Raw genomic sequence first — 24,593 nt, 5'->3', positions numbered from 1 at the left:
ACGCAACGAAAGTTTAATGCTTATTCAACGGTGTGGCCCATAAATTCTATAAACTACTTATCTGTAAGCGGAATAGAAACAAAGAAAGTAGTGCCTTCATTTTCTTTTGTTTCGAACCATATATGCCCGTTGGCTTTTTCTACAATGCCTTTGCAAATTGCAAGTCCAAGACCGGTTCCTGATGATTTGGTGGTAAAGTTGGGTGTGAATAGTTTAGGCCGCATAGTTTGCGGAATACCATGCCCGTGGTCTTTAATAGAAATAAGTACTTCATTTTCTTTTATCAATTGTTGAATGAAAATTTTTGCGTCATTAATATTTTCATGTGCCTCGATGGCGTTCTTTACAAGATTGGTAAAGAGCCTGTTTATTTGTGTTCTGTCTGCCTCTATGAGATATGTTCCTTCTTCTTTCTCCCACGTTATCTTAATGCGTTCATCTGCGCTATACAATTGTACGATCATTTCTATTGTGTTGGAAAGATCGAACACTTCAATATTTACATTGGCAATGTTCGCGAACTGAGAGAAGTCACCTGCAATTTTCGACAACTGATCTATTTGTTCAACCAGTGTTCCTGCAACCTGTTTTGAAAGATCTTTTACATTCGGCGCATTGTTGTCAATGGCACGCTGCAGGTATTGAATGCTTAGCTTCATTGGCGTAAGCGGATTTTTTATTTCATGCGCCACCTGCCTGGCCATTTCACGCCATGCACCTTCTCTCTCACTGCGGGCAAGTGCCTGTGCGCTGTCTGCCAGTTTGCGCACCATCTTGTTATACTCTGCAATCAGTTCGCCTAACTCATCTTCTTTTTTCCATTCTATTTCTTCATTTACTGAACCGAAACTGATGGCTTTCATTTTATTACCTATGAGGGTAAATGAAGTAGTGATTCGCTTTGTAACCCAAATGGCAATAGCGCCTGCCATGATAAATATTAATGCATTCAGAATAAGAATGGTTATAAGAAAATTCGAAATCTCCTGCTTTAATTCTTTTTGTGTATTGATGGATGGAATATTGAGATAAGCAAATGTTGTTTTATTGCTACCCTGTACAGGCACATAAATGGTTTGAAAAGAAAAGTCAATAACCTGTTCTTCCTGTATAAACCTTGTGCTGTGTTCATAGTGCATGGAATAATATGCACGTGGATCCATCTTGCGGCTGAGTATGGCATTATCGTACACATATTTTTGAGAGGAGATGAGCAGATTTCCATTAAGATCAAAGAGATTAAAATCTATATCGTGTACAATTGCTATATCAAGTATCTTTTGTTGCAGCTCGCTGCCAAGGTCTATTTTGCTGAGGTCTGCAATATCGCTGATGGCATATTTGTCATCTGAAAGTTGTTGCACTTCTTTTACAATAATATCCGAGGTGGCCATCAGTTTTTTTTCATTATTACTGGTAAAGCTGAAAATGAAAAAAGAAATGATCGTTATACCGATAATAATAAAAGATATGATGCTGACAGACACAATGATGGCTTGTATTTGCGTACGGATATTGAAACGGAAAATTCTTTTTAACTCTTCTGCTTTAAAATGCGTGCTGAAAATAAGTGTGCCAAAATGCTGTATTGCAATAAGCAGGATAAGCAGTGCAAAAAGATAAGCGAAGAATGTGATCGCCTCAATAAACCAGATATTCTTTTTTGCCACTACAACAACCCTTCCGTCTGATGCTTTGTGCCAGAGTTCAGAATAACCATCATGCTGCACATATTCATCCCCGAATTTTGGCACCTGTTTCATTGAAATAATATCGCTGAAATTATAGTTGCCGCTGCTCTTAATAAGATTATATTGCTTGTTGTAAACGGCGTAGGCATAATCTTTTCCTACAACCGATTCGTCTTTTACAAGCTGCTTGAATATTTGAGGGTTAAACCCTTCTTCTCCATTTTTTTTTGGGCTGATGATAAGGAATATATGTCCATCCAAAACAGAATCAGGCTCGTAAATATCTTTTTCATAGATATAACTAAAACTGGTTGCGTCATTTTCATAATAATATAGCTCGGGCACATCTGTTACCTTAGACTGGTTGACAATGATAGATTTCAGTACATTGTAAGAAGTGGAATCTGTATTGAATAAGGGTTGCTGGTGGCTGCCAAAAGTATAAATGCGGGTATAAAAATTATTCAGGTACCCTTCAAAGTTATTATTGCTAAGATTTTCTTTTAATAACCTGTTTTTTTCTTCATCGGTAAATTCACTGAATTTCGTATCCTTTATAAAATTTGAAAACCCGGTTAGAGAAACATCGAGTATTTTGGCACTTGTGTAATCGCTTTTCATACTCACATTTTCTGCAATGGTCGTTCGTCTCGTATGTTCAAGCTGCCTGTTTTGTGAAATAAGCAGTGCAGAAACAGATGCTATTAAAAATATGCTCCACGGAATAAAATAAGAGGTCTTATAAAATATACTGTTAATGCCACTTTTATCAAGCTCAACAAAAAAATAAAATAATATGATCCATGCTACAAGTGAAAAATTGATGAGCGTATCATTATCTCCCGAGATCTTTAAGCCAAGCAGAAATAATGCGAATGAAAGTAGTATTATAATACGCCAATAAAGCCCTGACTGTGTAAAATGCGAAAGCTTAACAAGCATTTGCGCCGTATAAAAATAGCTTAGTATCAAAAAGCAAATAATAATAAAACTTACCAGTGTATAAATGTTCAGATCAAAGAAACTGGTGACATCAAAGGGGATGCCCACTCCATCCATTACAAGGCTGCTTAGTATGCCGGCAAGCTCCATCGTAAAAAGGGGCAAAAGAAGCAATGCAATTACACCGGCCATTTTTTTGATCGTTTCATTTAACGGCAGCTTTTGAGAAAAATGATAATTAAATTTTATAAAGTAAACGAGCCAGTAAAGCAAAATGGTGTTGATAAGAAGATCGCCCAATGAAGGATGCAGGCTGCTCGATGCAAAGATGGCCGGATTAAAAAGCTGGTATTTTTGAAAGTTGAAAAGAGAAGGCAACAGGTAAGTAAGTATTCTCGCTGTTACTACAATTATAAAAAGAAAAGAGAAGCCTGTAATAAAGCCTGTACGTTTTGCAAGCTCTACTGCAAGAGCATTTATAAATATCATCAGGAGCATCAATGCTATTACACGCAGTATAATAGAAGCAACTCCCGGTTCATCTGGTGAGGTTACGCTTTTATCGCCCAGGTAAAAGACCGGTTCTTTTAAAGAGTTTAGTACAGTGACAGCGCCACTGTCTTTTGATATAGCATATCCTTTCTCAAGCCCGGGCACAGCAAATCTTTTTTGTACATCATTCGATTCAAAGCTATAATCCCAATATACCGGCACCAGCGCAGCAACAACATATTCCCGTTTGTCAACAACAACAGTTTTTTTCAATAACTCAAAAAAACCATTTTTATATTTTACTGCATGAAAGCCATCCGGTCTTTTAAGATCATTTGCCTGTATAGACATTTGATTAGTGTTCCAGTAAACCTCTATGGTGTTTCCAATGTCATTGATGGCATAAAGGAATAAGCCATAATCTTCTTTAAATGCTTCCTTTTGTTCAGACGCATCATTATCAAGAATATCTTTTAATCGTTGCGTGTCTTTGCAGAATGTTTCGAATATTTTTTCTTTTTCAGTAAGGTATTGGCTAAGCACTTTTGCAACTTTACCGGCGCTTGCATCAGCGGCAAAATAATTAGAGAATAAGAATGAGATAGTGTACAGCCATGCGGCAGCAATAATCAAATAGCCATGCCTGTAAGCAGCTTTTTTAAGTATACTGATCAATGCGGCTGATTTTCATGTTTAATACGGTTCCAGATGGCGTCCATTTCTTCCAGTGTCATATCAGTTAGTTGTTTACCCTGCTCCGCCGCTCCTTGTTCCATTTTATTAAAACGATGCAAAAATTTTTTATTTACTTTTTCCAAAGCAGCTTCGGCATCCACCTGCAAAAACCGTGCATAGTTTATAAGACTAAAAAGCACGTCTCCAAATTCTTCTTCAGTATGTTTTTCATCACCATCTGCAATTGCTTCTTTAAGTTCATCCATTTCCTCTTCCACTTTTTTCCATACATCTTCCTTGTTGTGCCATTCAAACCCAACCTGCTTAGCCTTTTCCTGTATACGGGTTGCTTTTACAACTGCAGGTAATGCAACCGGCACGCCTGTCATTACAGATTTTTTTCCTTCTTTTATTTTAATGGCTTCCCAGTTTCTTTTTACATCTTCTTCATCATTCACTTTTACGTCACCATAAATATGTGGATGACGAACTATAAGTTTTTTACAAATCCCCTCTATCACATCTTCCAGCGTAAACTGCTGTTGCTCCGTTGCGATTTTTGCATAGAATGTAATGTGCAACAGCAGATCGCCTAATTCTTCCTTTATATTTTGCCAGTCTTCATTGGTAATGGCATCTGCCAGTTCATACATTTCTTCGATCGTCATAGAGCGAAGTGTCTGAATGGTTTGCTTCCTGTCCCACGGGCATTTTTCGCGAAGCTCATCCATTATTTCAACCAATCGCTCAAATGATTCACTAACTTTTTTCATTGAACAAATATTTTAAAAATTATTTTGATAGCAGCTTCAGCACTTATGGCATCGCCTGTTGTGTCACTCACTTGTACGTTCCAGACAGGTATCAGCTATTAGCATTCAGTAATCATAAACGTTTTTAGCTGAGGCCTGACCGCTGATTGCAGACATTTAACCTTCAGTACAAGTGTGCGACGCAACAATGCTTCATAGCAGTAACACAGCTAAGTACATAAAAAGCTCTTTTTACATCGCCGATTTAATTGCAAACACACCAAAAACAATGGTAAATAATATAAACGCAGCAAACAACAGTATAAAATATTTAAACACAGATTTTGCAATGCCTTGCTCGTAGAAATTTTTCATTGCCCATGGCGTGTAAATAAACATGTAGGTACCTACCAGGAAATTAAGCCAGGTAAAAATTTCCCAGCCAGATACTTCGTACAGACCGCCAATACCAAAGGTTATTAGCCACCCAATGAAAAGTGCAATATATACATGCGTTAAAAAAATTACATGGTTTACGTAAAATACCTGCCTGCGTTTTCTTATGTAGAGCAACTGCATGAATAATGCAATTAATGGCAGTGTTACAAACATTACCTGCGGCACGGAATGAAAGAATTTTTCAATAAAGTCTTTCTTAAAATCATCCGGATTTTCTTTATACTTATTATTTACGCCAATTGCCCATTTGCTTGCAATACTTTTAAACCATCCATCGCGTTGATCTTTGGGCAGTGCATTTTGAATGGAATCATATTCCTTTTCTGTTTCGGGCAGGTTTTTGTCGCCAAATACCCTGAAGACAGCTTTATTATTCAGATCTATTTTTGCAGTGTCTTTTAACGACTGCCTGTGCAGAGAATCAGTTTTCTTATTTGTTGTATCTTCTGAAAAATAATCAATAGCATTTAATAGTTTTTCGATCTTTTGTTTTTGTACGCTGTCTGTAGTTTTTGCATAAGCAGCAGATAGTGAATCCCTGAAAGTATTTACATGCTCTTCAGAAAGAGGGCTATTGGTTGAACCTATTGATTTTGCAATTTCATCCGGCTTTACAATGAACGAAAAAAATATAATGAAAAAGATAGCAGATGTGAATACATACATTCTTATGGGATGGAGGTAACTTGCTCTTCTGCCACGCAAATATTCATGCGATAAAAAGCCGGGTTTAAGCAATAGATATTTTAGGGTACTAAAAAATTTCCCATCAAAGTGCAGTATATCGTAAGCAAAATGTGTTGCCAGCATCCAGAATGTTTCTTTGGGCTCAATATTTTCCTGCCCGCATATATGGCAATATTTTCCTTGTACTTCTGCATTACAGTTCAAACAATTTTTTTCTTTTCTTTCCTTTAGATGTGACACCCTGTTAAAATTTGACTAAAAATACATAACTCGGTCAATGCAGCAATACATACTTTTCAAGATGTTTTGCATAATAAAAATTACAGAGCTTACTTTTGAAACAAATATAACCAGATGAGGCTTCTATTTCTATTGATATGTGCTACAATAACAGTTATGGCATCAGGGCAATATTATTTTAATGATATTCTTACCACGAAACAAACCAACAAACAATACAAGCTTTTAAAAGATAACAATGTACAGCAGGTTTCTGCAAAAAGTTTTGAAGCAGATGGTACCATAAGTGAAGGCTTTTCACTTACACAACAATTGTCTGAAGGCAGCACGGTAATTACAACAATATCAGAGCATCCCGGCTCCCCAAGAACAATTTCCACATCGCAGTATAACAATAATAAGATCAGGAAAACAGTTGACAGCAGCGATAAAATTAAAAGCACCACCACTTATAGTTACAATAACAACGACCTGGCAAGTATTAGCACTATAACTGAAGATGCGTTTATGAATAATAGTGCCATTGAAGTGCATCAGTGGATCTATGAGAATGCAGCACCTGCAAGAATGCTGCTTATAAAGAATAATATAGATACCACCATTGTACAACTGATAAAGGATAGTGTGGGCAACATAGCAGAAGAACGCTGGATGAAAAGAGGAACACGTGTTGAGACTTATTATTATTACTATAACACAAAGAATAATCTAACAGATATTGTACGGTATAATATCAGGGCTCAGAGACTATTGCCCGATTTTATTTTTGAATACGATGACAAGGGAACAATTACGCAAGCCATACAGGTGCCGCAAAGCTCAGGTGATTACCTTGTATGGAAATACATTTATAACCCTAATGGTTTAAAACAAAAAGAACTTTGTTTTACCAAAGAAAAGCAACCTGTGGGCAGAATAGAATACAGTTATAAGTAAACTATTTTAGTATGCTGGGTAAAGACAGGAACAGGAACATAGCAGATCATATTTTTAATGGATCTATTACAATGTCCGGCGTATGTGTAACCATCATTGCGCTCTTTCGTGTTATGAAGATCGGATTGCTGACTTATGCTGATGAAATACTTTCTGTAAATACTTTTATCTTTCTGGCGGCTACCATGTTTTCCTATATCTCTTTACGAAAGGAAAATAACAGGCTTTCAGAAACGCTTGCAGATATTTTATTTTTTACCGGGATGGTAAGTATGATTATTGTTGGCATCATCATAGTGTACACAGCTTATTAAGTCATGATTATGATAATTGCTTTTTATGCCAGCTAAGGTTTTCATGGCATCTGCTGTTGTGTCACTCACTTGTGCGTTCGGAGCAACCTGGAGCAAACCACGAACTTTGAGCTATGAGCTTCGGACAAATCACAATGACTCATGGCTCGCAGCTATAAGCTCATAGCTATTCTTCAGTACAAGAGTGCGACGCAACAACAGTTCAATAGAAGTAATAAAGCCGGATACAAAATTTTCTTCATACTTAGTTCTTCAAACTTCTTTATGTTACTTCCGTTTCCGTATGTAATTTGCGCGTATGAGTGAGTATGATATATTGATTATTGGTGCAGGCCCCATTGGCCTTGCATGTGGCATTGCTGCAAAGAAAGCGGGATTGAGTTATGTTATTGTTGAAAAAGGTTGTCTGGTCAACAGCCTGTATAACTATCCTGCTAATATGACCTTTTTCTCTACTTCGGAAAGACTTGAAATAGGCGGGGTTCCTTTTATGAGTTTGAACAACAAACCAAACCGTGCAGAAGCGCTGGAATATTACAGGCGTGTAACACAGGTGTTCAGTTTAAATGTGCATTTGTTTGAAGAAGTGAAAGCTGTAATAAAAAATAAAGACAATTTTTTTTCAATAACTACATCAAAGAATAATTATACAGCTAAGCATATAATTGTATCAACTGGCTTTTATGACATCCCGGTATTAATGCATGTGCCCGGTGAAGAAATGAATAAGGTAGTACATTATTATAAAGACCCGCATTATTACGCATTTCAAAAAGTGCTGGTAGTTGGTGCACAAAACTCTGCGATAGATGCTGCATTGGAAACATGGCGCAAAGGTGCTGAAGTAACCATGGTGGTGAGAGAAAAAGAAATTGGCGAACGAGTAAAATATTGGGTAAGGCCTGATATTATCAATCGTATTGCGGAAGGAAGTATAAAAGCTTATTTCAGTGCTTCGGTTATTGAAATAAGAAAAAATGAAGTGGATATTCAAACAAAAGATGGTCCTGTAACTATTGCGAATGATTTTGTTATTGCTATGACGGGATATAGACCAGGCTTTGATTTCCTGCGAAAGATCGGTATTGAATTATCTAATGATGAGAGTCTTCGTCCATCATATGATCCTGAAACAATGCAAACAAATAATAAGGGCATTTATCTGGCAGGCGTTGTGTGCGGTGGCATGGATACGCATAAATGGTTTATTGAAAATTCAAGAGAGCACGCAGATAAAATAATTAAGAATATTCTTGCAATGCAGGAAAAATAAAGCTGCATTATGTATGATGCAGCTTTACTGAAAAAAGTTTTATTATAAATATTTTATTTAGGACTTATTACAGTTTCATTGGGCCCTTTTCTTATTTCATATACGCTGTCAACAATATATTTTTGCATACCGCGCCATGGTAGTGCTCCAAAATATTCTTTGTAACGTAATTCTACTTCACGGCCTGAATTAGCAAGTAATATCTGCGCTACTTTTTCATCAACTACGCTAAACTCAAATTCATTGCTTTGTACATTCGCTTTAAAACCACTTTGTATGATCTTGCCCTCATAGGTTTTGAAGATATAACCCTTCTTCATAAAAGCATTAAGTACACCAGCTTTAGTACCATGGCCAAATTCCCAGTAAAAATGGTAGTAGATAAAAAGCCCTAATCCAATTACCAGGATCAGGAGTGTGTAACGTAATATTTTCTTTTTCATATCATAAACCATATTTATCTACAAGATACAACAAAGCTGCCATGCTAACTGCGCCTAGCTTTAACTCACGGATGTTTACTGCTTCAAATACATCAGATGCTGCATGATGCACATCAAAGTAGCGTTGTGTATCGGGACTTAAACCTGCAACCGGCGTATTAAATGTTTCATTTAGCGGTTCAATATCTGTACCATCGCCGCCTCTTGTAAATTTATCAGAACCATAAGGTTCAAATAAATTTTTCCATGCATAAATTTTGTTCCACACTGTATCATTTGCAGTAAAGCCAAATCCTCTTGGTGTAAATCCACCGGCATCACTTTCCAGCGCAAAGATCATTTTCAAATTATTGGCTTTTGCATCTTCAGCATATTTGTTTCCGCCTCTTGTACCATTTTCCTCATTTGCAAATAATACAAAACGTATGGTATGTTTTGGCTGGTAACCCAAGGCCTTGAATGCTCTTAATATTTCTATTGTTTGCACTACACCGGCGCCATCATCTGTTGCGCCTTCATTTACATCCCAGCTATCAAGATGGCCGCCGACTGTTATTATTTCATTGGGAAATTGGCTGCCTGTTAATTCACCAATAACACTATGGCCAATAGTATCGGGTAGTTGTTTACCATACGTAAATAATTGTGCAGTAACAGCAATATTATTATCCAGTAAAGAATCAAGTTTTGCCACATCTTTCAAACCAATGGCAGCAGCAGGAATTTTGGGAAAACTATCATTATATCTTAATGAACCGGTATGCGGATTATTATCCATGGCATGTGTCATTGATCTTACCAAAACCGCTGCAGCACCATATTTTGCGGCACGGCTTGCACCAATAGCACGGTATATAACATTCTTTCCATAGGCGCGAAAAGTTTGAACAAAAGTTTCTTCAAATGGTACATTGTAAAAAACGATCTTACCTTTTAACTGGTCTTTTTTTTGCTCCAGTTCATCAAAATTATTTACACGTATGATCTGTGCTTCCACACCTTTTGCACCTGTGCCAAGTGAATTACCCAATGCAAGTGTATTCAGCTGATAGGTTTGTTTTTTTCCTGCAGCATTATACATTATCGCAGCTTTGTCTTTACCACCACGCACCCAATGAGGCACCATACATTCCTGCATGATCACTTTATCAGCGCCGGCAGTTTCCATTGCTTTTTTACCCCATTGTTCTGCCATTACCATTTGTGGAGAGCCCGCAAGCCTGCCACCAACTTTTTTGGTAAGGTTGTAAAGGTTATCGTATGATGACCTGCTTACCAGGATATTATCCGAGATCATTTTTATAAATGCAGAATCACTTAAACTACCTTCATATTTTGTTTGTGCCATCACTGAAAATGGAAATGCCATTAGTACGATCAATAATTTTCTCATCTGTATTATTTTAAGGTCAATTTTTTTATGAACTAAGCTAAGGAATAAAAATTAAGCTTCCGTTGCGTCGCACGCTTGTACTGAAGAATAGCTATGAGCTTTGAGCTGTTAGCGTTGAGCCATTGCGTTTTGCCCGAAGCTCATAGCTCAAAACTCGTCGCTTGCATCTCAGAGTTCCGAACGTATAAGTGAGTGACACAACCGGCGATGCCATAAGTACTGCTGCCGGTAAAAAATCATCATTCACTGCTTGCTGCTAATTTTTTTCCCGCCGCCAAGTTAAGCAAATGTTGTTTGTTTTCGGGATTGGATAAAAGGTAAAACCAAATGAATAAATGGTTGTTAATTTGCAGTCTCAAACTTTATGACATGCGTATAGGGATTGTTTGCTACCCGACATTTGGCGGAAGTGGTGTACTGGCAACAGAACTGGGTAAAGCATTGGCCGATAAAGGACACAGCGTTCATTTTATTACTTACCAGCAACCGGTAAGATTAAATGTCTTCAATACAAATATTTATTATCATGAAGTGCGTGTGCCTACTTACCCGTTATTTGATTACCCACCTTACGAGATAGCGCTGGCAAGTACTATGGTTGATGTAATAAAAAATCATAAGCTGGATCTGCTGCATGTACATTATGCTATACCACATGCTTCGGCTGCCTATATGGCCAAACAGATTATACAGAAAGAAGGTGGTAAAATTCCTTTTATTACTACGCTGCACGGTACAGACATAACACTGGTAGGTAAAGACAAGACCTACGAGCCTGTGGTTACTTTCTCTATCAATGAAAGTGACGCAATTACAGCGGTATCCCAGAATTTGCGGGAAGAAACGTATAAATCTTTTCGCATAACAAAAGAGATAGAAGTAATCTACAATTTTGTTGATGTAAAACGTTTTAGTAAGAAACCTATTGATGCATTTAAAAAAGTAATTGCACCGCACGGCGAAAAAGTTTTGGTGCATGCATCCAACTTTAGAAAAGTAAAAAGAGTGCAGGACGTAATAAAAGTATTTGCGGGTGTAAGAAAAGCAATGCCTGCTAAATTGCTGATGATAGGAGATGGGCCTGAGCGTTCACCGATGGAAGTATTGGCCAAAGAACTGGGTGTGCAGGATGATGTGCGCTTTGTGGGTAAACAGGAGCAGATAGAAGAAATATTATTGGTGTCTGATTTGTTTCTGCTTACTTCAGAATATGAAAGTTTTGGTTTAGCTGCACTGGAAGCAATGGCTGCAAGAGTGCCTGTCATAAGTACGAATGCAGGGGGCTTACCTGAAGTAAATATTTTTGGAGAAACAGGTTTCACTGCCAATGTTGGTGACGTAGAAACAATGACACAGCAGGCTATTGAATTACTCAGCAACAATGAATTATTAGAAAAATTAAAAGAAGGTGCTTACAACCAGGCTGTGCGTTACGATATTAATAATATTGTGCCTCTGTATGAAAAATTATACAGCCGTTTTTGTACAATGGATTGTGCTGAAAAATCACTTATGGAAACAAAGCAACAAACTACTGATGTTGTGATACGATAATTACTTTCCAATTATAAAACTGTCCCCGGTTGTATAAATGCTGATATCGGCATTTTTTAATTTTATCAAACCTTTTTCATCATAGATAATGCCTTGTGGTTTTTGCATTACTATAACCTGGCTCTCACCTGCAACTTTTACTGTGTGGTTGTGTACAATTATCGCAGTTGCTTCATCGATGCCGATGCAAGTAAAAGAAGGAAATGCTGCCAATGCAGAGATCATACGGTTGTAACGGCTTCGTACTATAAAATGCTGATCGATGATGATAGAATCGAGTAAGCCCAATCCTTCTTCAAACTCTATATTGCCTTTCCATAACCTGTCAAATGTAGCATGGTAAACAGTATCGCCTCGTAGCTGGTTGCCTGTAATCATATGTTTACTCATAACTGCAGCACCGGCGCTGGTTCCTGCAATAACAGCACCATTATTATAAGCTTCATGAATAGCATTGTAAACTGGTGTGTTCCATACTGCTTTCATAAACCGGCTTTGGTCGCCGCCGGTAATGAAAACAAGTTTTGCATTTTTTAGAGAGTCAAGCCATTCTTTATCATTAACCTTATCTTTTGTAAAATTTAGAAATGAAACCGTATTTGTGCACACAGAATCAAGATCCTGCCTGATGTAGAAAAAAGAAGTATCAGGTTCTGCACCTGACATAGGCAATATAGCGATGTGATCTGTATTTTTTAATTGTGCAGTATTGATCATTTCCTGCATTAATGATTTGGTGCGGTAGCCGCCACCAATAATAAAAAGGCTTCCTTTTTGCGCATGCAATGCAACTGAAAAAAATAAACATGCTGCTATAAAGATGAATAATTTTTTATACATAAAAATTAGTTGATATTACAAAGGCAGGTTTTGTGTGCCGAATAAAGATAAGAACGTACAAGTGAGTGGCACAACAAAACTGCATAGTAGCAATGCAGCTTGTAACATACAATTTGTGAGTGATGAGTTGTCGGTTGTGGGTGGTAAGTATTTAGCTAAGTTAATTCATTCACCATCGACCACTCACCAGGTTAGCTGTTCCACCAATAAGTAAACTTCAACACAAAGGCTCTGTTACGGACTGATAATGGCGCAGGATAATAATTATCCGTGTACACAAGAAACAGGTCGCTTGCAGGCCTGTAACGCCATTGCAGTCTTGTATTAAGATTTATATTCTTCTGTTGATTGTTGTATTGTACAAAGGTTGTAAAAAAAAGTTTGTTTGTAAACGTAACATCGATGCGTGGACCCACCAGCCAGAAATCTGTTATGTTCCAGGGCAGTGGCATATTTATATGATTGTAACTCGTGCTGAGTGTAATGCTTGCATAAGGCTGAATGCGGTAACCAATATCTGTGCTGATGTTAAGTCTTGTGCCGTCTGCATAATAACCGCCAAACCTGCCGGAGATATTATATGTAAAGAGGTGTTGTGGTTTGGAGAAATAATCAAAACCATACGCTTTCCAACTATGCTTTGAACCTGTAGGCAACGTATCCTTATTGCTGTTGGTGGGGTCAAATGGCTGCAAAAGTTCCACATAATCATGCGCTACCCATGCATCTGCAATACTTTGATCGCGAAAGTTTAAAGTATAAACAAAATATGTCTCATCATCGGTATGCCGCAGATCATTGTTGTAATAATACGTCGTACTAAGCTTTGGCCCGTGACTCAAAATTTTTCCATACGTTTTTGGAAAAAAAAGATAACCTGCAACAGGATTAATTTTTACATAATTTCTGCGTGGTACATAACCAACCTCTGCATTGTAATTATTGCCCACTATTTCATGCTGCCATGAAAGCGTCCAGTGCCTGCTGGTATATTGCAGGTTTGCAGCATGTGTAAAATCTTTATCAGATTTGCCTGGACTAAAAGATTTTACCAGCATAGCTTTTCCGGTCCATACATTATTTGCAGAAGCAAGATTGTATTCGATGCCAATATTCCTGTTGTACAAAGAATACGATGGTTTGGTAGTGTCTTTGCCTGGCTCGTAGTTCAGTGATTGTTTGTTTACAAACATGAACCTTATGTTTGACCTTGCGAATACCCTGCGCTGTAGTGCAAGCACAGCAAAGTTTTGAGAAGGTAATCCAACTTCCCTGTCATGTTTAGTCTGCATATCCATTAACCCAATACGCCAGTTCTTATCAAGGCTGCCGCTTAACCTTGTACCAAAACTTATAGGAACACCCAAACCAATTCTTCTTGAAAAGAAGGGGCGAATATTTGTGTAACCAAAGTTTGCAAAGAGGTCATTATTCTCTAAAAAGAATTGTCTTTTCTCCGGAAAGAATAATTCGAAGCGATCAAGATTGGTAACCTGTTTATCAACTTCTACCTGAGAAAAATCGGGATTTACTGTAAGATCTAAATTCAAAGAGGAGCTTAAACCGATCTTTGCATCTGCACCAATATCTTTTCTGTAAACAGCTTTGGAATTGTTGTCATAATCTTTTGAAACGCCACCCAATGCGTAAGGAATTACGGCAAAATTTCCACCGGTTTCAGGCGGTGGTGCATCCCATAAAAGATCGCCGGTGTAGGCAAGTGATGCGGTAGGAAATTGCCTTGGAACCGGCGCCCATGCTGACTTTTCGGCCACAGTAATATCAAGCCGGCTAAAATTTATACCCCATGTTGTATTACCTTTTTTATAGCGCATAGACTTGAACGGGATAGCTGCTTCAAAGATCCATTTATCACGATAATTCTTTACAACGGAGATCCATTTGTTGTCCCAGTTAAGATCTGCTTTGCCACCTTCGTACAACATGCCATCCCATTGCGCACCTGCAGCATTTGCACCAAACGTAAACCCGTTGGTAAGATCATTGAAGGGATCGAGAAAGAAAATAAAATTATCATTCTTGCCAAAAGTAAAATCGCGACGGAGTGATTCTACCATGTAAGGCGCCTGTTTTATAAGATAACATACGGCAATTATATAGATGTTCTGATCATCATATGTCATGCGTATTTCGGTGGAAACTTTTGAATGGCTTGTATCCATAGGCAGTACCATAAAAAAATTTTTGGCTGCTTCTGCATTCAGCCACGCAGGCTCATCCATTGATCCATCTACGATTACAGGCGAAGTTGCTTTATTAATATGCAGTTGATAAGCGCTGTTCTTTTTTTGCGCAAATGAAATAAGAGTAGAGCAGCAAAAAAAAGCAGTAAGAAGATTTTTCAAAGCGATCGGTTGGTTTATGCTGTAAAAGAAAGTTCACAAGTTAAGTAATGCTGATAAAAAATGAGGGATTTATATAAGCCGGCCTGAAGCGCTTTGATTGTACATGGTTGCGTCGCACACTTGTGCAGCAGAAATTGTTGCAGCAATTCACGTGTTTTCAGGTTCGCAGGTCATTCCATGGAAATAACGTGTAAACGTTATGAACGCATTAACTTGTTCAAGTTTGTTCCGAACGTACAAGTGAGTGACACAACAGGCGATGCCATAAAATACGTATGCTGGTTACAAAAAAATAAATAGCCTCTTATGTCATTCACTTAATTTTGTTGCCCTGATAAAAACAATATATGCCTGAAAGAACCAAGCAGCCACCTATACTTGATGCAGTACAACTTGATCTTAAGTTAAAACCATGTACACAATTTAATTTAGATAATGGTGTACCTGTTTATGCTATTGATGCGGGTGAGCAGGACGTATTAATGGTGGAGTGGGTTTTTTATGCGGGCAACTGGTATGAGGATAAAAACATAGTTGCTGCAACTACCAATTATATGCTGAAGAATGGCACAAAGAATAAATCCGCATTTGCCATTAATGATCATTTTGAATATTACGGTGCGTATCTCAACCGCAGTTGTTATAATGAGACTTCTACAGTAACGCTCCATTGTTTAAATAAACACATCAATAAACTGCTGCCGGTTGTAGCAGAATTATTTACCGAAAGTATTTTTCCGGAAGAGGAACTGGCCATTTATAAAAAGAACCAGAAACAAAAGCTGGAAGTAAACCTGAAGAAATGTGATTTTGTTGGTGGGCGTATTATTGATGAATTGCTCTATGGCATTGATCATCCTTACGGCAAATACAGTTCAGCCGAAGAATATGATGCATTACAAAGAGATGAACTGTTCCGGTTCTATAAAAAATATTATACCGAAGGCAAATGCATTTTGTTTGTTGCAGGTAAACTACCTACGGATATACAGGGACAGCTCAATAATGTTTTTGGTAAGCTTCCACTGAATGCTGCAACTATGCCAATGGTTGAGCATGTTGCAAAACCTGCTGCAGAAAAGAAACACAATATTATCAATGATCCAAATGGTGTGCAGGGCGCCATAAGAATTGCAAGGCCTTTCCCCAACAGGCATCACCCTGATTTTATAAAGGTGCAGGTACTGAATAACATTTTCGGTGGCTTCTTTGGCTCAAGGCTTATGAGCAATATTCGTGAAGACAAAGGCTACACTTATGGAATTCACAGTTATTTGCAAAATCATTTGCAGCAAAGCGCATGGGCTGTGAGTACAGAGGCTGGTCGCGATGTTTGTGCAGCTACGGTTGCAGAAGTATTTAAAGAAATGAAAATATTGCGCGAAGAGTTAGTTGAGGAACAGGAACTGCATCTTGTTCGTAACTATATGATCGGCTCTATTCTTGGTGATCTTGACGGGCCTTTTCAAATAATTGCCCGCTGGAAAAATTATGTACTCAATAATCTTACAGACGCGTACTTTTATAAAAGCATTGAAACGATCAAAACAATAAGTGCTGAAGAAATTATGCAGCTTGCGCAAAAGTATTTGGTAGAAGATGCGTTTTATGAACTAACCGTAATTTAAAACTATGGGCAAATTCATTGGCAAATTATTGGTTACCGCATGCGCTGCAATTATAGCAGCTTACTTGTTGCCCGGCGTAACTATTGTTGATAGTGTTACGGCCATTTTGCTTGCACTTGTACTTGCCTTACTCAATAGTTTTGTAAAACCAATCCTTATTATACTCACTATACCACTTACCATTATTACACTTGGATTGTTCCTGCTTGTCATCAACATCCTAATCATTAAATGGGCTTCAGATATTGTGCCCGGTTTTAAAGTAGATGGCTGGTGGGATGCGTTGCTGTTTAGCATATTACTCTCCTTAACTACAGCACTAATAGAAAGTTTGTTGGGCACAAATAAGAAAGAAGAAAAATAATGTAGCGGGCAGAGGGTTATTATGGCATCGCCGGTTGTGTCACTCACTTGTACTTTCAGAACTATGTTCCTCAAACTAAAAATTCAAAATTAAAAAGTAAAAATGCCTTCATGGTTTGAATTTTGCCTTTTTACTTTTGACTTATGCTCAGCAGTACAAAAATACGACGCAACAACCGCTGCCATAAAAAAACAGCCTGTAAACAAGTATTTATTTCCTTTTTGCCTGCTGAACTTTTAAAAATGCTTCAAATGCTTCCAAAGAAAAGCTGCTCAGGTTATTTTCTTTAGTCACACCTGCTTTTTGGGCAGCCAGTACACCGTAATGTATATCGTGGTAGCCTTCTATGCTGTGTGCATCGGGGTCAATGGAGATGAGAACATTTTTTTCAAGACAATAATGGATCCAGCGCCAATCTATATCGAGTCGTTTGGGATGTGCATTCAATTCAATAACCACATTGTTGGCGGCGCATGCATCAATGATCTTTTTATGATCTACAGGGTAACCATTTCGGCTTAGTAATAGCCTGCCCGTTGGATGACCAAGAATACTTGTATAAGGATTTTCAATAGCATTGATCAAACGCATCATCGCTTTATCTTCTTTCATTTTTAAATTGGAATGTACCGATGCAATAACGATAGCGAATGTGGCAAGCACTTCGTTAGTATAATCTAAATTTCCGTCATTCAAAATATCTGATTCAATACTTTTAAATATTTTAAATGGCGCTAATTTTTTATTCAGTTCATCTACTTCTTTGTGTTGTGCTATCAATCTATCTTCCGTTAAACCTTGCGCATAGAATGCAGTTTTGGAGTGATCACTAATAACAAGATATTGCAAACCTTTTTCTTTTGCAGCAACAGCCATTTCTTCAATTGTATTTGCACCATCACTCCATTTACTATGACTATGAATGATGGCAGTAATATCATTATCCTGTATTACAACAGGCAATTGTTTAGTAAGAATTTCTTTTGACTCTCTTAAGTACGGAGGTATAATTTTAACATTTGCATTTTCAAAAATGGCGTCTTCGGAATTATAAGTATCATTGAAATTATTTTTTGAGACCCATGCTTCCAGGAATTCGGGAGCACAACTTTTCTCAAAAAGTGTTTGATAAAATTTCTCTTTCGTTGTATGATAAAACACCAGCAACACATTTTCTTTTCCTTTGAATTGCGATTCTGTTTCTGCTGATGAAACGACTTCATATTCATTCGTTGTAAAAAAGTCACGTAATGTTTTTGGATCTGCTGTTGTAACCCATTCTACTTTTTCAATGATCTCAAGATGCCTTCTAAAATCACCGCAAAGTTCAAACATAAAAGAAGGGGAAGCTGTCTTCATTTTTGCATCTGCTTCTGTTGCATACTTTTCTATTTGTGCATAGAGATAACTGCCCTGGTTACTTAAATAAAATTCTATGGCTTCTTTTATATTCTGTTGTGTTTTCTCGCCAAAACCTTTATACAGTAATAGCCTGTTTTCATTACATGCGTACAATAATTCACCAAGGCTTTCTACTTCAAGGTCTTTCCATATCACAGCAATTTTTTTCGGCCCAATCCCTTTGATAGCAAGCATTTCCATGAGGCCATGCGGTGTTTTGGCAATAAAATCATCAAGCAAAGCAAGTCTTCCTGTTTCCATTTGCTCTATAATCTTTTTGCCAATCGTTTCACCAATTCCTTTTATGCCGAATATTTTATCCGCAGGCAATGATGATAATTCTACAGGTAATTTCTCAATGGTAAAAGCAGCAGATGAATAAGACTTTGTTTTGAAACTATTTTCTCCATGTATGTCCATTACTTTAGCAAGCAAAGAGAAGTTGTCAGCGATAGCATAATTATCCATAATGTAAAGTTCTGTAAAATAAAAAAGTCCCGGAATAAATCCGGGACTTAAATCTATTGTGCTTTTGAAAGCGACAAGACTACTTCTTTTTAGGAGCAGCTTTCTTTGCAGCTTTTTTAGGAGCAGCTTTCTTTGCAGCTTTTTTAGGAGCAGCTTTCTTTGCAGCTTTCTTCGGAGCAGCTTTTTTTGCAGCTTTTTTTGCAGTTGCCATTGTTTTTAAAATTTAATGGTTAGTAAATATTGGATAAAAATAAAAAAACTTTATGATAACTGCCAAAAAAAACATTTACGCTGTTATTTCGACCGGTAAAACTGACACTGTTGTCTTGTCATTTCTACCTTTTTTGAATTCAACAACACCATTCGTTAATGCAAACAAAGTAAAGTCTTTACCAACTCCAACATTTTTGCCGGGATGATAAACAGTACCTCTTTGTTTTAAAATAATGTTGCCGGATATAGCAGGTTGTCCACCAAATATTTTCACACCGAGACGTTTGCTTTGTGAATCACGTCCGTTCTTAACGCTGCCTTCACCTTTTTTGTGTGCCATATAAAAATGATTTTAAAAATTTATTGATTTCGATATTTTGATATTTGCTTATACACATAATTTATAAAAATAAATTACTGCATCAGCAGTCACAAAATACTAAGCTATGCTTTCGATTTTTATTTGTGTGTACTGTGTTCTGTGTCCGTGTTTTTTACGGAAGCCTTTTCTTCTTTTCATTTTAAAGGCGATCACTTTATCGCCCTGTACAAAATCGCTAACGATTTCTGCTTTAACGGTTGCTTTTACATCGCTGCCAACAGAGAATTTGCCGTCATTGTCTACAAGCAATACTTCGCTGAATTCAACTTTGTCACCGCTTTTTCCTGTGAGGTGTGGCACGTACAGATTTTGACCTTCCTGTACTTTAAATTGCTGACCTGCTATTTTAACTACTGCAAACATAACTTTCCAAAATTAGGACGGCAAAGGTAATGGTTTCAAGTTGAAAGAAGCAAGCTGAATAGAAAAAATCTTTAGTTTTTCCACTGTTTCCAATAGTTAGCTGGGTTTATAAGCTGGAAATTGGTTTCATTTTGCCGAATTTTAATCAAACCGTACAAGTGAGTGACACAACCGGGGCTGATAATAGCACTGCCGCCCGTCCCAAAACCAATCTAAAAAATTACCTGTTTGATCTTCGTTTGGCAAAATTAGCCGTCTTTTGCGCTTTGCTTAAAAGCTATTATTAATTTTGGATACTGATTACTGATCATGAACTTAAAGTCGCTATTAGCCCGTCCGTTTGCCAATTATATTAATAACAAGATATCCAAAGGAATGGAAACTGCTGTGGCCGATCAGCAGCGCATTTTCAAGAACCTGATAAAATCTGCCAAGGTCACCACATTTGGGAAAGATCATGGATTTGATACCATTCAATCTTATGATGATTTTAAAAAGCTGGTACCTATCCGCGATTATGAACAGATAAAACCTTACATAGAAAAAATAAAGGAAGGCAAGCAAAATGTATTGTGGAAAGGCAAGCCTATTTATTTAGCTAAAACAAGTGGTACAACCAGTGGTGTAAAATATATTCCTATTACTAAGGATTCTATTCCCAATCATATCAATTCTGCAAGAGATGCATTGCTTTGTTATATTGCGCAATCGGGCAATTCAGAATTTACAAAGGGTAAACTTATTTTCTTGAGTGGCTCACCTGAACTGGATAGAGTAGGAGGCATACCAACAGGAAGATTAAGTGGTATTGTTAATCATCATGTACCAAAATATTTGCGCAGCAATCAACTGCCGAGTTATGAAACCAATTGCATTGAAGATTGGGAAACAAAACTGGATGCAATAATTGGAGAAACCATTGATCAGAACATGACACTTATCAGCGGCATACCGCCATGGATGCAGATGTACTTCGACAGGCTGATAGAAAAATCCGGCAAGAAAGTAGGAGAGTTGTTTCCGCAGTTTAGCGTAATGGTGCAGGGCGGTGTAAATTTTGAACCATACAAATCAAAGTTGTACGAGAGCATTGGAAGAAAAATTGATTGCATAGAATTGTATCCTGCAAGCGAAGGATTCTTTGCATTCCAGGATAATTATAAAGAGCAGGGACTTTTATTGAATACAGACTCAGGAATCTTTTTTGAATTCGTTCCTGCCGGAGAAATTTTTAAAGAGAACCCGACACGCTTAACTCTTGCTGATGTAAAAGAAGGAGAAAATTATGCACTCATTGTTAGCAGCAATGCGGGTATGTGGGCATATAATATTGGCGATACGGTAAAATTTATTTCAACAAAACCATATCGCCTGCTGGTAACCGGAAGAACCAAACATTATATTTCTGCATTTGGGGAACATGTTATTGCTGAAGAAGTAGAGCATGCGTTAATGAGAGCTGCTAACGAAGAAGCACTGAACATAATTGAATTTACCGTTGCGCCGATGGTAGAGCAGGGCAAAGGAAAAAGTTACCACGAATGGTTTATAGAATTTGAAAATACTCCGCAGGATATGCATGCCTTTATTGAAAAGGTTGATAATAATCTTCGTGCAAAAAATGTTTATTACGATGATCTTATCACAGGAAATATTCTGGAGAAATTAAAAGTTACTATTGTAAGAAAAAATGGCTTTATAGATTACATGAAATCAATTGGTAAACTTGGCGGGCAAAATAAATTGCCACGCTTAAGCAACGACCGCAAGATAGCCGATGCTTTGCAGGAATATATTGAATAGAATTTGTTTGCCGGCTTTCAATTATAATAGCATCGCCTGTTGTGTCACTCACTTGTACATTCTGAACTTTATGGAACTTTTCTGAAAACAGATGCTATCAAAATATCTTTACAAGTCAATATTCAGGAAGTTTAGTATTTTCAATCAAACTATCTTACCTCAAATATTTAATTATGAAAAGAATAATTGCCGTATGCTTGCTTGCTTCAATTGTACTTGTATCAAACGCACAAAAGAAAGTTTCCCTGTTCAACGGTAAAGATCTTGCCGGCTGGAATATTCATGGAACTGAAAAATGGTATGTAGAGAATGGAGAAATGATTTGCGAAAGCGGGCCTGATAAACAATACGGTTATCTTTCTACCGAAAAGAATTATAAAAATTTCATACTCACTTTAAAGTTTAAGCAGGAAGCAAATGGCAACAGTGGGGTATTCTTCCGTTCTTCTATTGATGGGGTGAAGATCAGTGGCTGGCAGGCAGAAGTAGCACCGCTTGGTCAGCATACCGGCGGTATTTATGAATCTTACGGTCGTGGTTGGTTAATACAACCGAAACCTGAAGATGAAAAATATTTGAAAGAGGGTGATTGGAATGATTATAAAATAGAAGTAAAAGGAGACGAAGTAACCACATGGTTAAATGGTCATCAAATGATCTATATAAAAGATGCAAAGATCGGTGAGGGTGTTGGTTTTATAGCATTACAAATACATGATGGCGGTGGGATCAAAGTAAGGTGGAAAGATATTAAGATAGAAGAATTGTAACGTATTCGCCGGACAGTCCCGGTCTGACGATAAAGTATTGATTTGACCAGCAGCAAAATATTTTGCATGATTACAAGAATATGGCATGGACGCACCTTAACAAAAGATGCAGCCGAATACAGAAACTTTGTAATTGAAACAGGGGTTAGAGATTATAAATCTGTTCCCGGAAATCTTGGCGTGCAGATATGGCAAAGAGAAGAAGGAGAAGTTACACATATCTATACAGTTTCCTGGTGGGATACTTACCAGAGTATAAAACAATTTGCCGGAGAAGATTTTGAGAAAGCGAAATATTATGAAGATGACAAAAAATATTTACTGGAATTTGAGCCGCATGTAATGCACTGCGAAACTTTTGATTTCAGGTAAGGAATAATAATTGTATTGCTAAGTTTTTATAATAAAGTACAAGAGTGCGACGCAACGAAAGCTTAATAGGAATTATTCAGCCTGGCTCATAAAAAAATCCCGCCATATTATGTATAGCGGGATTTTTTTTGATTTTTTCTTTATTACATGCCGGGAAGTAAAGGTCTGCCAACTGCATCGCGGAAAGGCCATGGCACTACGGCAAGAATTAATATAAGTGCCAGTACAAAAAACATGTTTGCTTTTTTAGTATTGCCTCCTTTCAGCGATACATGGGCAATTGTAATAAATGCTATTGATACGATCATGCCTGAAATATGTTCAACAGCCCAGAAACGCATGGTGGCATCTTTCATTACTGCAGCCATGCCGTTTTGCTGAATCAATGCGTAACCGCTACCTCCTGCAAAGTACTGGTATAAGCCAATAAGTAATGTAGTATGGGCTGCTATCAGTAACCATTTGCTGTATTTTATTTTACTGTTTCCTGTAGCTATCTTGATGATGTTGATGACAAGCAACGCCAATATTATCCAACGTAAAATACTGTGCAGATATAATAGTACTGTATACATGATGTTTAATTTTTGACAAATCTAACCTTGCTGGCCCAAATAAAAAATTATAAGGTTTTATTAAATCATTTGAATGTTGTTACTCTACCCAATCCGCAACAAACAAATTGGTATCATGTGTGCCGCCATTATTTCTGTTAGAAGAAAACAGGATCCTCTTTCCATCAGGACTAAACATAGGAAATGCATCGAACCCTTTATCGCGGCTTATCTTTTCTAATCCAGTACCATCAAGGTTTATAAGGTACATGTTAAAAGGGAAACCTCTTTTGTATTCGTGATTACTGCAGAAAATAATATGCTTACTGTCTGGTGTAAAATTGGGAGCCCAGTTAGCTTGTCCAAGACTGGTTACCTGTCTGGCATCGCTGCCATCCGCATTGGCTACAAATACTTCCATCTTTGTTGGAGCAACCATACCTTGTGCAAGCAGGTCTTTATATTCTTTTACTTCTGCTTCTGTTTTTGGACGGCTTGCACGCCATACGATTTTCTTTCCGTCGGGGCTAAACCATGCACCACCGTCATAACCAAGTGTATTGGTGATCTGTTTTATTTTATAAGTTTTAAGATCCATGACGTACAGATCAAGATCCCCATTCCTTATGGAAGTAAATAACATCTTTTTTCCATCAGGCGAAAGTGTTGCCTCAGCATCATATCCTTTTTCAGTTGTAAGTTGTTTTACGATCTTTCCATCTTTTGTGGCCATGAAAATATCATAGCTTTCATAAACAGGCCATATATATTTATTGCCAAACTTACTGCGATCTGGTATGGGCGGGCAGGTATCTGCACCCAAATGCGTAGAAGCATAAATGATCTGCTTACCATCAGGAAGAAAAAACCCACAGGTAGTGCGGCCTTTGCCACTGCTTACCATTTTGTATTCAAATTTATTTCCTGCGGCAGGAATATTACCAATGAACATTTGATCACAAAGCAATCCTTCTTTTGCATTAGTGCGTTGAAAGATAATTTGTTTGCTATCATAACTCCAATATGCTTCAGCATTATCGCCGCCAAAAGTTAACTGCTGAATATTTTTAAAATGTTTTTCTTCTGCATAATGCACTGTATCTCCTGTTGTTTGTGCTTTTGCCGTAAAGACAATGGCAAGCATGCAGCAAAAAAGGGTTATTCTCTTTTTGATGTGTAACATCATAATAGTAAAAATTTGTGCAAAAATATGTGTTG

The 24,593-nt window shown here is 37.5% G+C and carries 22 protein-coding genes; 9 read left to right on the top strand and 13 right to left on the bottom strand.

Annotated features, from left to right (window positions below):
* Positions 1–53 precede the first annotated feature (53 nt).
* The 3 genes from FRZ67_RS07915 to FRZ67_RS07905 all read right to left on the bottom strand — a co-directional run bounded on the left by FRZ67_RS07915 (position 54) and on the right by FRZ67_RS07905 (position 5,938).
* Entirely contained in the window at positions 54–3,800 is a 3,747-nt protein-coding gene (locus FRZ67_RS07915; protein ID WP_147189031.1) for a sensor histidine kinase, read from the bottom strand.
* Positions 3,797–4,573, bottom strand: a complete 777-nt coding sequence (gene mazG, locus FRZ67_RS07910) for a nucleoside triphosphate pyrophosphohydrolase (protein WP_147189030.1) — start codon at positions 4,571–4,573, stop codon at positions 3,797–3,799. Before mazG ends, FRZ67_RS07915 begins: the two co-directional genes overlap by 4 nt.
* Before the next feature lie 231 nt (positions 4,574–4,804).
* Positions 4,805–5,938 (bottom strand): DUF3667 domain-containing protein, encoded by a 1,134-nt coding sequence (locus tag FRZ67_RS07905; protein ID WP_147189029.1) that lies wholly within the window; start codon positions 5,936–5,938, stop codon positions 4,805–4,807.
* 156 nt (positions 5,939–6,094) lie between these two features.
* Here FRZ67_RS07905 and FRZ67_RS07900 point away from each other — a divergent pair, with 156 nt between their 5' ends.
* From FRZ67_RS07900 to FRZ67_RS07890, 3 genes are all read left to right on the top strand, one after another.
* Positions 6,095–6,874: a hypothetical protein gene (locus FRZ67_RS07900; RefSeq protein WP_147189028.1), complete on the top strand. Its 780-nt coding sequence runs from the start codon at positions 6,095–6,097 to the stop codon at positions 6,872–6,874.
* A gap of 11 nt (positions 6,875–6,885) precedes the next feature.
* On the top strand, positions 6,886–7,188 hold the full coding sequence (locus tag FRZ67_RS07895) for a hypothetical protein (RefSeq protein WP_147189027.1): 303 nt from the start codon (positions 6,886–6,888) through the stop codon (positions 7,186–7,188).
* A 298-nt stretch (positions 7,189–7,486) separates the two neighbouring features.
* Positions 7,487–8,461: a YpdA family putative bacillithiol disulfide reductase gene (locus tag FRZ67_RS07890; RefSeq protein ID WP_147189026.1), complete on the top strand. Its 975-nt coding sequence runs from the start codon at positions 7,487–7,489 to the stop codon at positions 8,459–8,461.
* Positions 8,462–8,514: 53 nt separating this feature from the next.
* Here FRZ67_RS07890 and FRZ67_RS07885 read toward each other — a convergent pair whose 3' ends face one another.
* Both FRZ67_RS07885 and FRZ67_RS07880 read right to left on the bottom strand, forming a co-directional pair.
* Complete coding sequence (locus FRZ67_RS07885; RefSeq protein ID WP_147189025.1) at positions 8,515–8,904, bottom strand: hypothetical protein; 390 nt, start codon at positions 8,902–8,904, stop codon at positions 8,515–8,517.
* A gap of 1 nt (position 8,905) precedes the next feature.
* Entirely contained in the window at positions 8,906–10,297 is a 1,392-nt protein-coding gene (locus FRZ67_RS07880) for a M20/M25/M40 family metallo-hydrolase (RefSeq protein ID WP_147189024.1), read from the bottom strand.
* Positions 10,298–10,666: 369 nt separating this feature from the next.
* On the opposite strand from FRZ67_RS07880, the gene bshA reads away from it, so the two are divergent.
* Positions 10,667–11,851 carry an N-acetyl-alpha-D-glucosaminyl L-malate synthase BshA gene (gene bshA / locus FRZ67_RS07875; protein WP_147189023.1) on the top strand — a complete coding sequence of 395 codons (1,185 nt, stop codon included), beginning with the start codon at positions 10,667–10,669 and terminating at the stop codon, positions 11,849–11,851.
* On the opposite strand, the gene FRZ67_RS07870 is transcribed toward bshA, so the two are convergent.
* Together FRZ67_RS07870 and FRZ67_RS07865 are read right to left on the bottom strand one after the other, a co-directional pair.
* Positions 11,852–12,691: a cyanophycinase gene (locus FRZ67_RS07870; RefSeq protein WP_147189022.1), complete on the bottom strand. Its 840-nt coding sequence runs from the start codon at positions 12,689–12,691 to the stop codon at positions 11,852–11,854. It lies immediately after the preceding gene.
* A 191-nt stretch (positions 12,692–12,882) separates the two neighbouring features.
* Positions 12,883–15,057 carry a DUF5916 domain-containing protein gene (locus tag FRZ67_RS07865; protein WP_225975542.1) on the bottom strand — a complete coding sequence of 725 codons (2,175 nt, stop codon included), beginning with the start codon at positions 15,055–15,057 and terminating at the stop codon, positions 12,883–12,885.
* A gap of 347 nt (positions 15,058–15,404) precedes the next feature.
* Here FRZ67_RS07865 and FRZ67_RS07860 point away from each other — a divergent pair, with 347 nt between their 5' ends.
* Positions 15,405–16,685, top strand: a complete 1,281-nt coding sequence (locus FRZ67_RS07860; RefSeq protein ID WP_147189021.1) for a M16 family metallopeptidase — start codon at positions 15,405–15,407, stop codon at positions 16,683–16,685.
* Positions 16,686–16,689: 4 nt separating this feature from the next.
* Positions 16,690–17,049: a phage holin family protein gene (locus FRZ67_RS07855; protein WP_147189020.1), complete on the top strand. Its 360-nt coding sequence runs from the start codon at positions 16,690–16,692 to the stop codon at positions 17,047–17,049.
* Positions 17,050–17,259: 210 nt separating this feature from the next.
* On the opposite strand, the gene FRZ67_RS07850 is transcribed toward FRZ67_RS07855, so the two are convergent.
* The 4 genes from FRZ67_RS07850 to rplU form a co-directional block, all read right to left on the bottom strand.
* A complete protein-coding gene (locus tag FRZ67_RS07850) occupies positions 17,260–18,918 on the bottom strand; it encodes a DNA polymerase/3'-5' exonuclease PolX (RefSeq protein WP_147189019.1) in 1,659 nt (552 codons plus the stop codon).
* A 79-nt stretch (positions 18,919–18,997) separates the two neighbouring features.
* Positions 18,998–19,129, bottom strand: coding sequence for a hypothetical protein (locus FRZ67_RS23760; RefSeq protein WP_262713662.1), 132 nt, complete (start codon positions 19,127–19,129; stop codon positions 18,998–19,000).
* Between the two features lie 75 nt (positions 19,130–19,204).
* A complete protein-coding gene (gene rpmA / locus FRZ67_RS07845) occupies positions 19,205–19,471 on the bottom strand; it encodes a 50S ribosomal protein L27 (protein ID WP_147189018.1) in 267 nt (88 codons plus the stop codon).
* Between the two features lie 99 nt (positions 19,472–19,570).
* A complete protein-coding gene (gene rplU, locus FRZ67_RS07840; protein WP_147189017.1) occupies positions 19,571–19,876 on the bottom strand; it encodes a 50S ribosomal protein L21 in 306 nt (101 codons plus the stop codon).
* 309 nt (positions 19,877–20,185) lie between these two features.
* Between rplU and FRZ67_RS07835 the strand changes: the two genes are divergently transcribed.
* From FRZ67_RS07835 to FRZ67_RS07825, 3 genes are all read left to right on the top strand, one after another.
* Positions 20,186–21,679, top strand: a complete 1,494-nt coding sequence (locus FRZ67_RS07835; RefSeq protein ID WP_147189016.1) for a GH3 auxin-responsive promoter family protein — start codon at positions 20,186–20,188, stop codon at positions 21,677–21,679.
* 173 nt (positions 21,680–21,852) lie between these two features.
* Positions 21,853–22,449 (top strand): 3-keto-disaccharide hydrolase, encoded by a 597-nt coding sequence (locus tag FRZ67_RS07830; RefSeq protein ID WP_147189015.1) that lies wholly within the window; start codon positions 21,853–21,855, stop codon positions 22,447–22,449.
* A 66-nt stretch (positions 22,450–22,515) separates the two neighbouring features.
* Complete coding sequence (locus FRZ67_RS07825; protein ID WP_147189014.1) at positions 22,516–22,821, top strand: antibiotic biosynthesis monooxygenase; 306 nt, start codon at positions 22,516–22,518, stop codon at positions 22,819–22,821.
* Between the two features lie 143 nt (positions 22,822–22,964).
* Here FRZ67_RS07825 and FRZ67_RS07820 read toward each other — a convergent pair whose 3' ends face one another.
* Both FRZ67_RS07820 and FRZ67_RS07815 read right to left on the bottom strand, forming a co-directional pair.
* A complete protein-coding gene (locus FRZ67_RS07820) occupies positions 22,965–23,396 on the bottom strand; it encodes a hypothetical protein (protein WP_147189013.1) in 432 nt (143 codons plus the stop codon).
* A gap of 79 nt (positions 23,397–23,475) precedes the next feature.
* A complete protein-coding gene (locus tag FRZ67_RS07815) occupies positions 23,476–24,561 on the bottom strand; it encodes a TolB family protein (protein ID WP_147189012.1) in 1,086 nt (361 codons plus the stop codon).
* Between the last annotated feature and the right edge of the window lie 32 nt (positions 24,562–24,593).

The sequence above is a fragment of the Panacibacter ginsenosidivorans genome, from assembly GCF_007971225.1.
GTDB classification, from domain to species: Bacteria; Bacteroidota; Bacteroidia; order Chitinophagales; family Chitinophagaceae; genus Panacibacter; species Panacibacter ginsenosidivorans.
The sequence above is the reverse complement of the archived record's forward strand: the minus strand, read 5'-3'. Positions and strand labels throughout refer to the sequence as shown.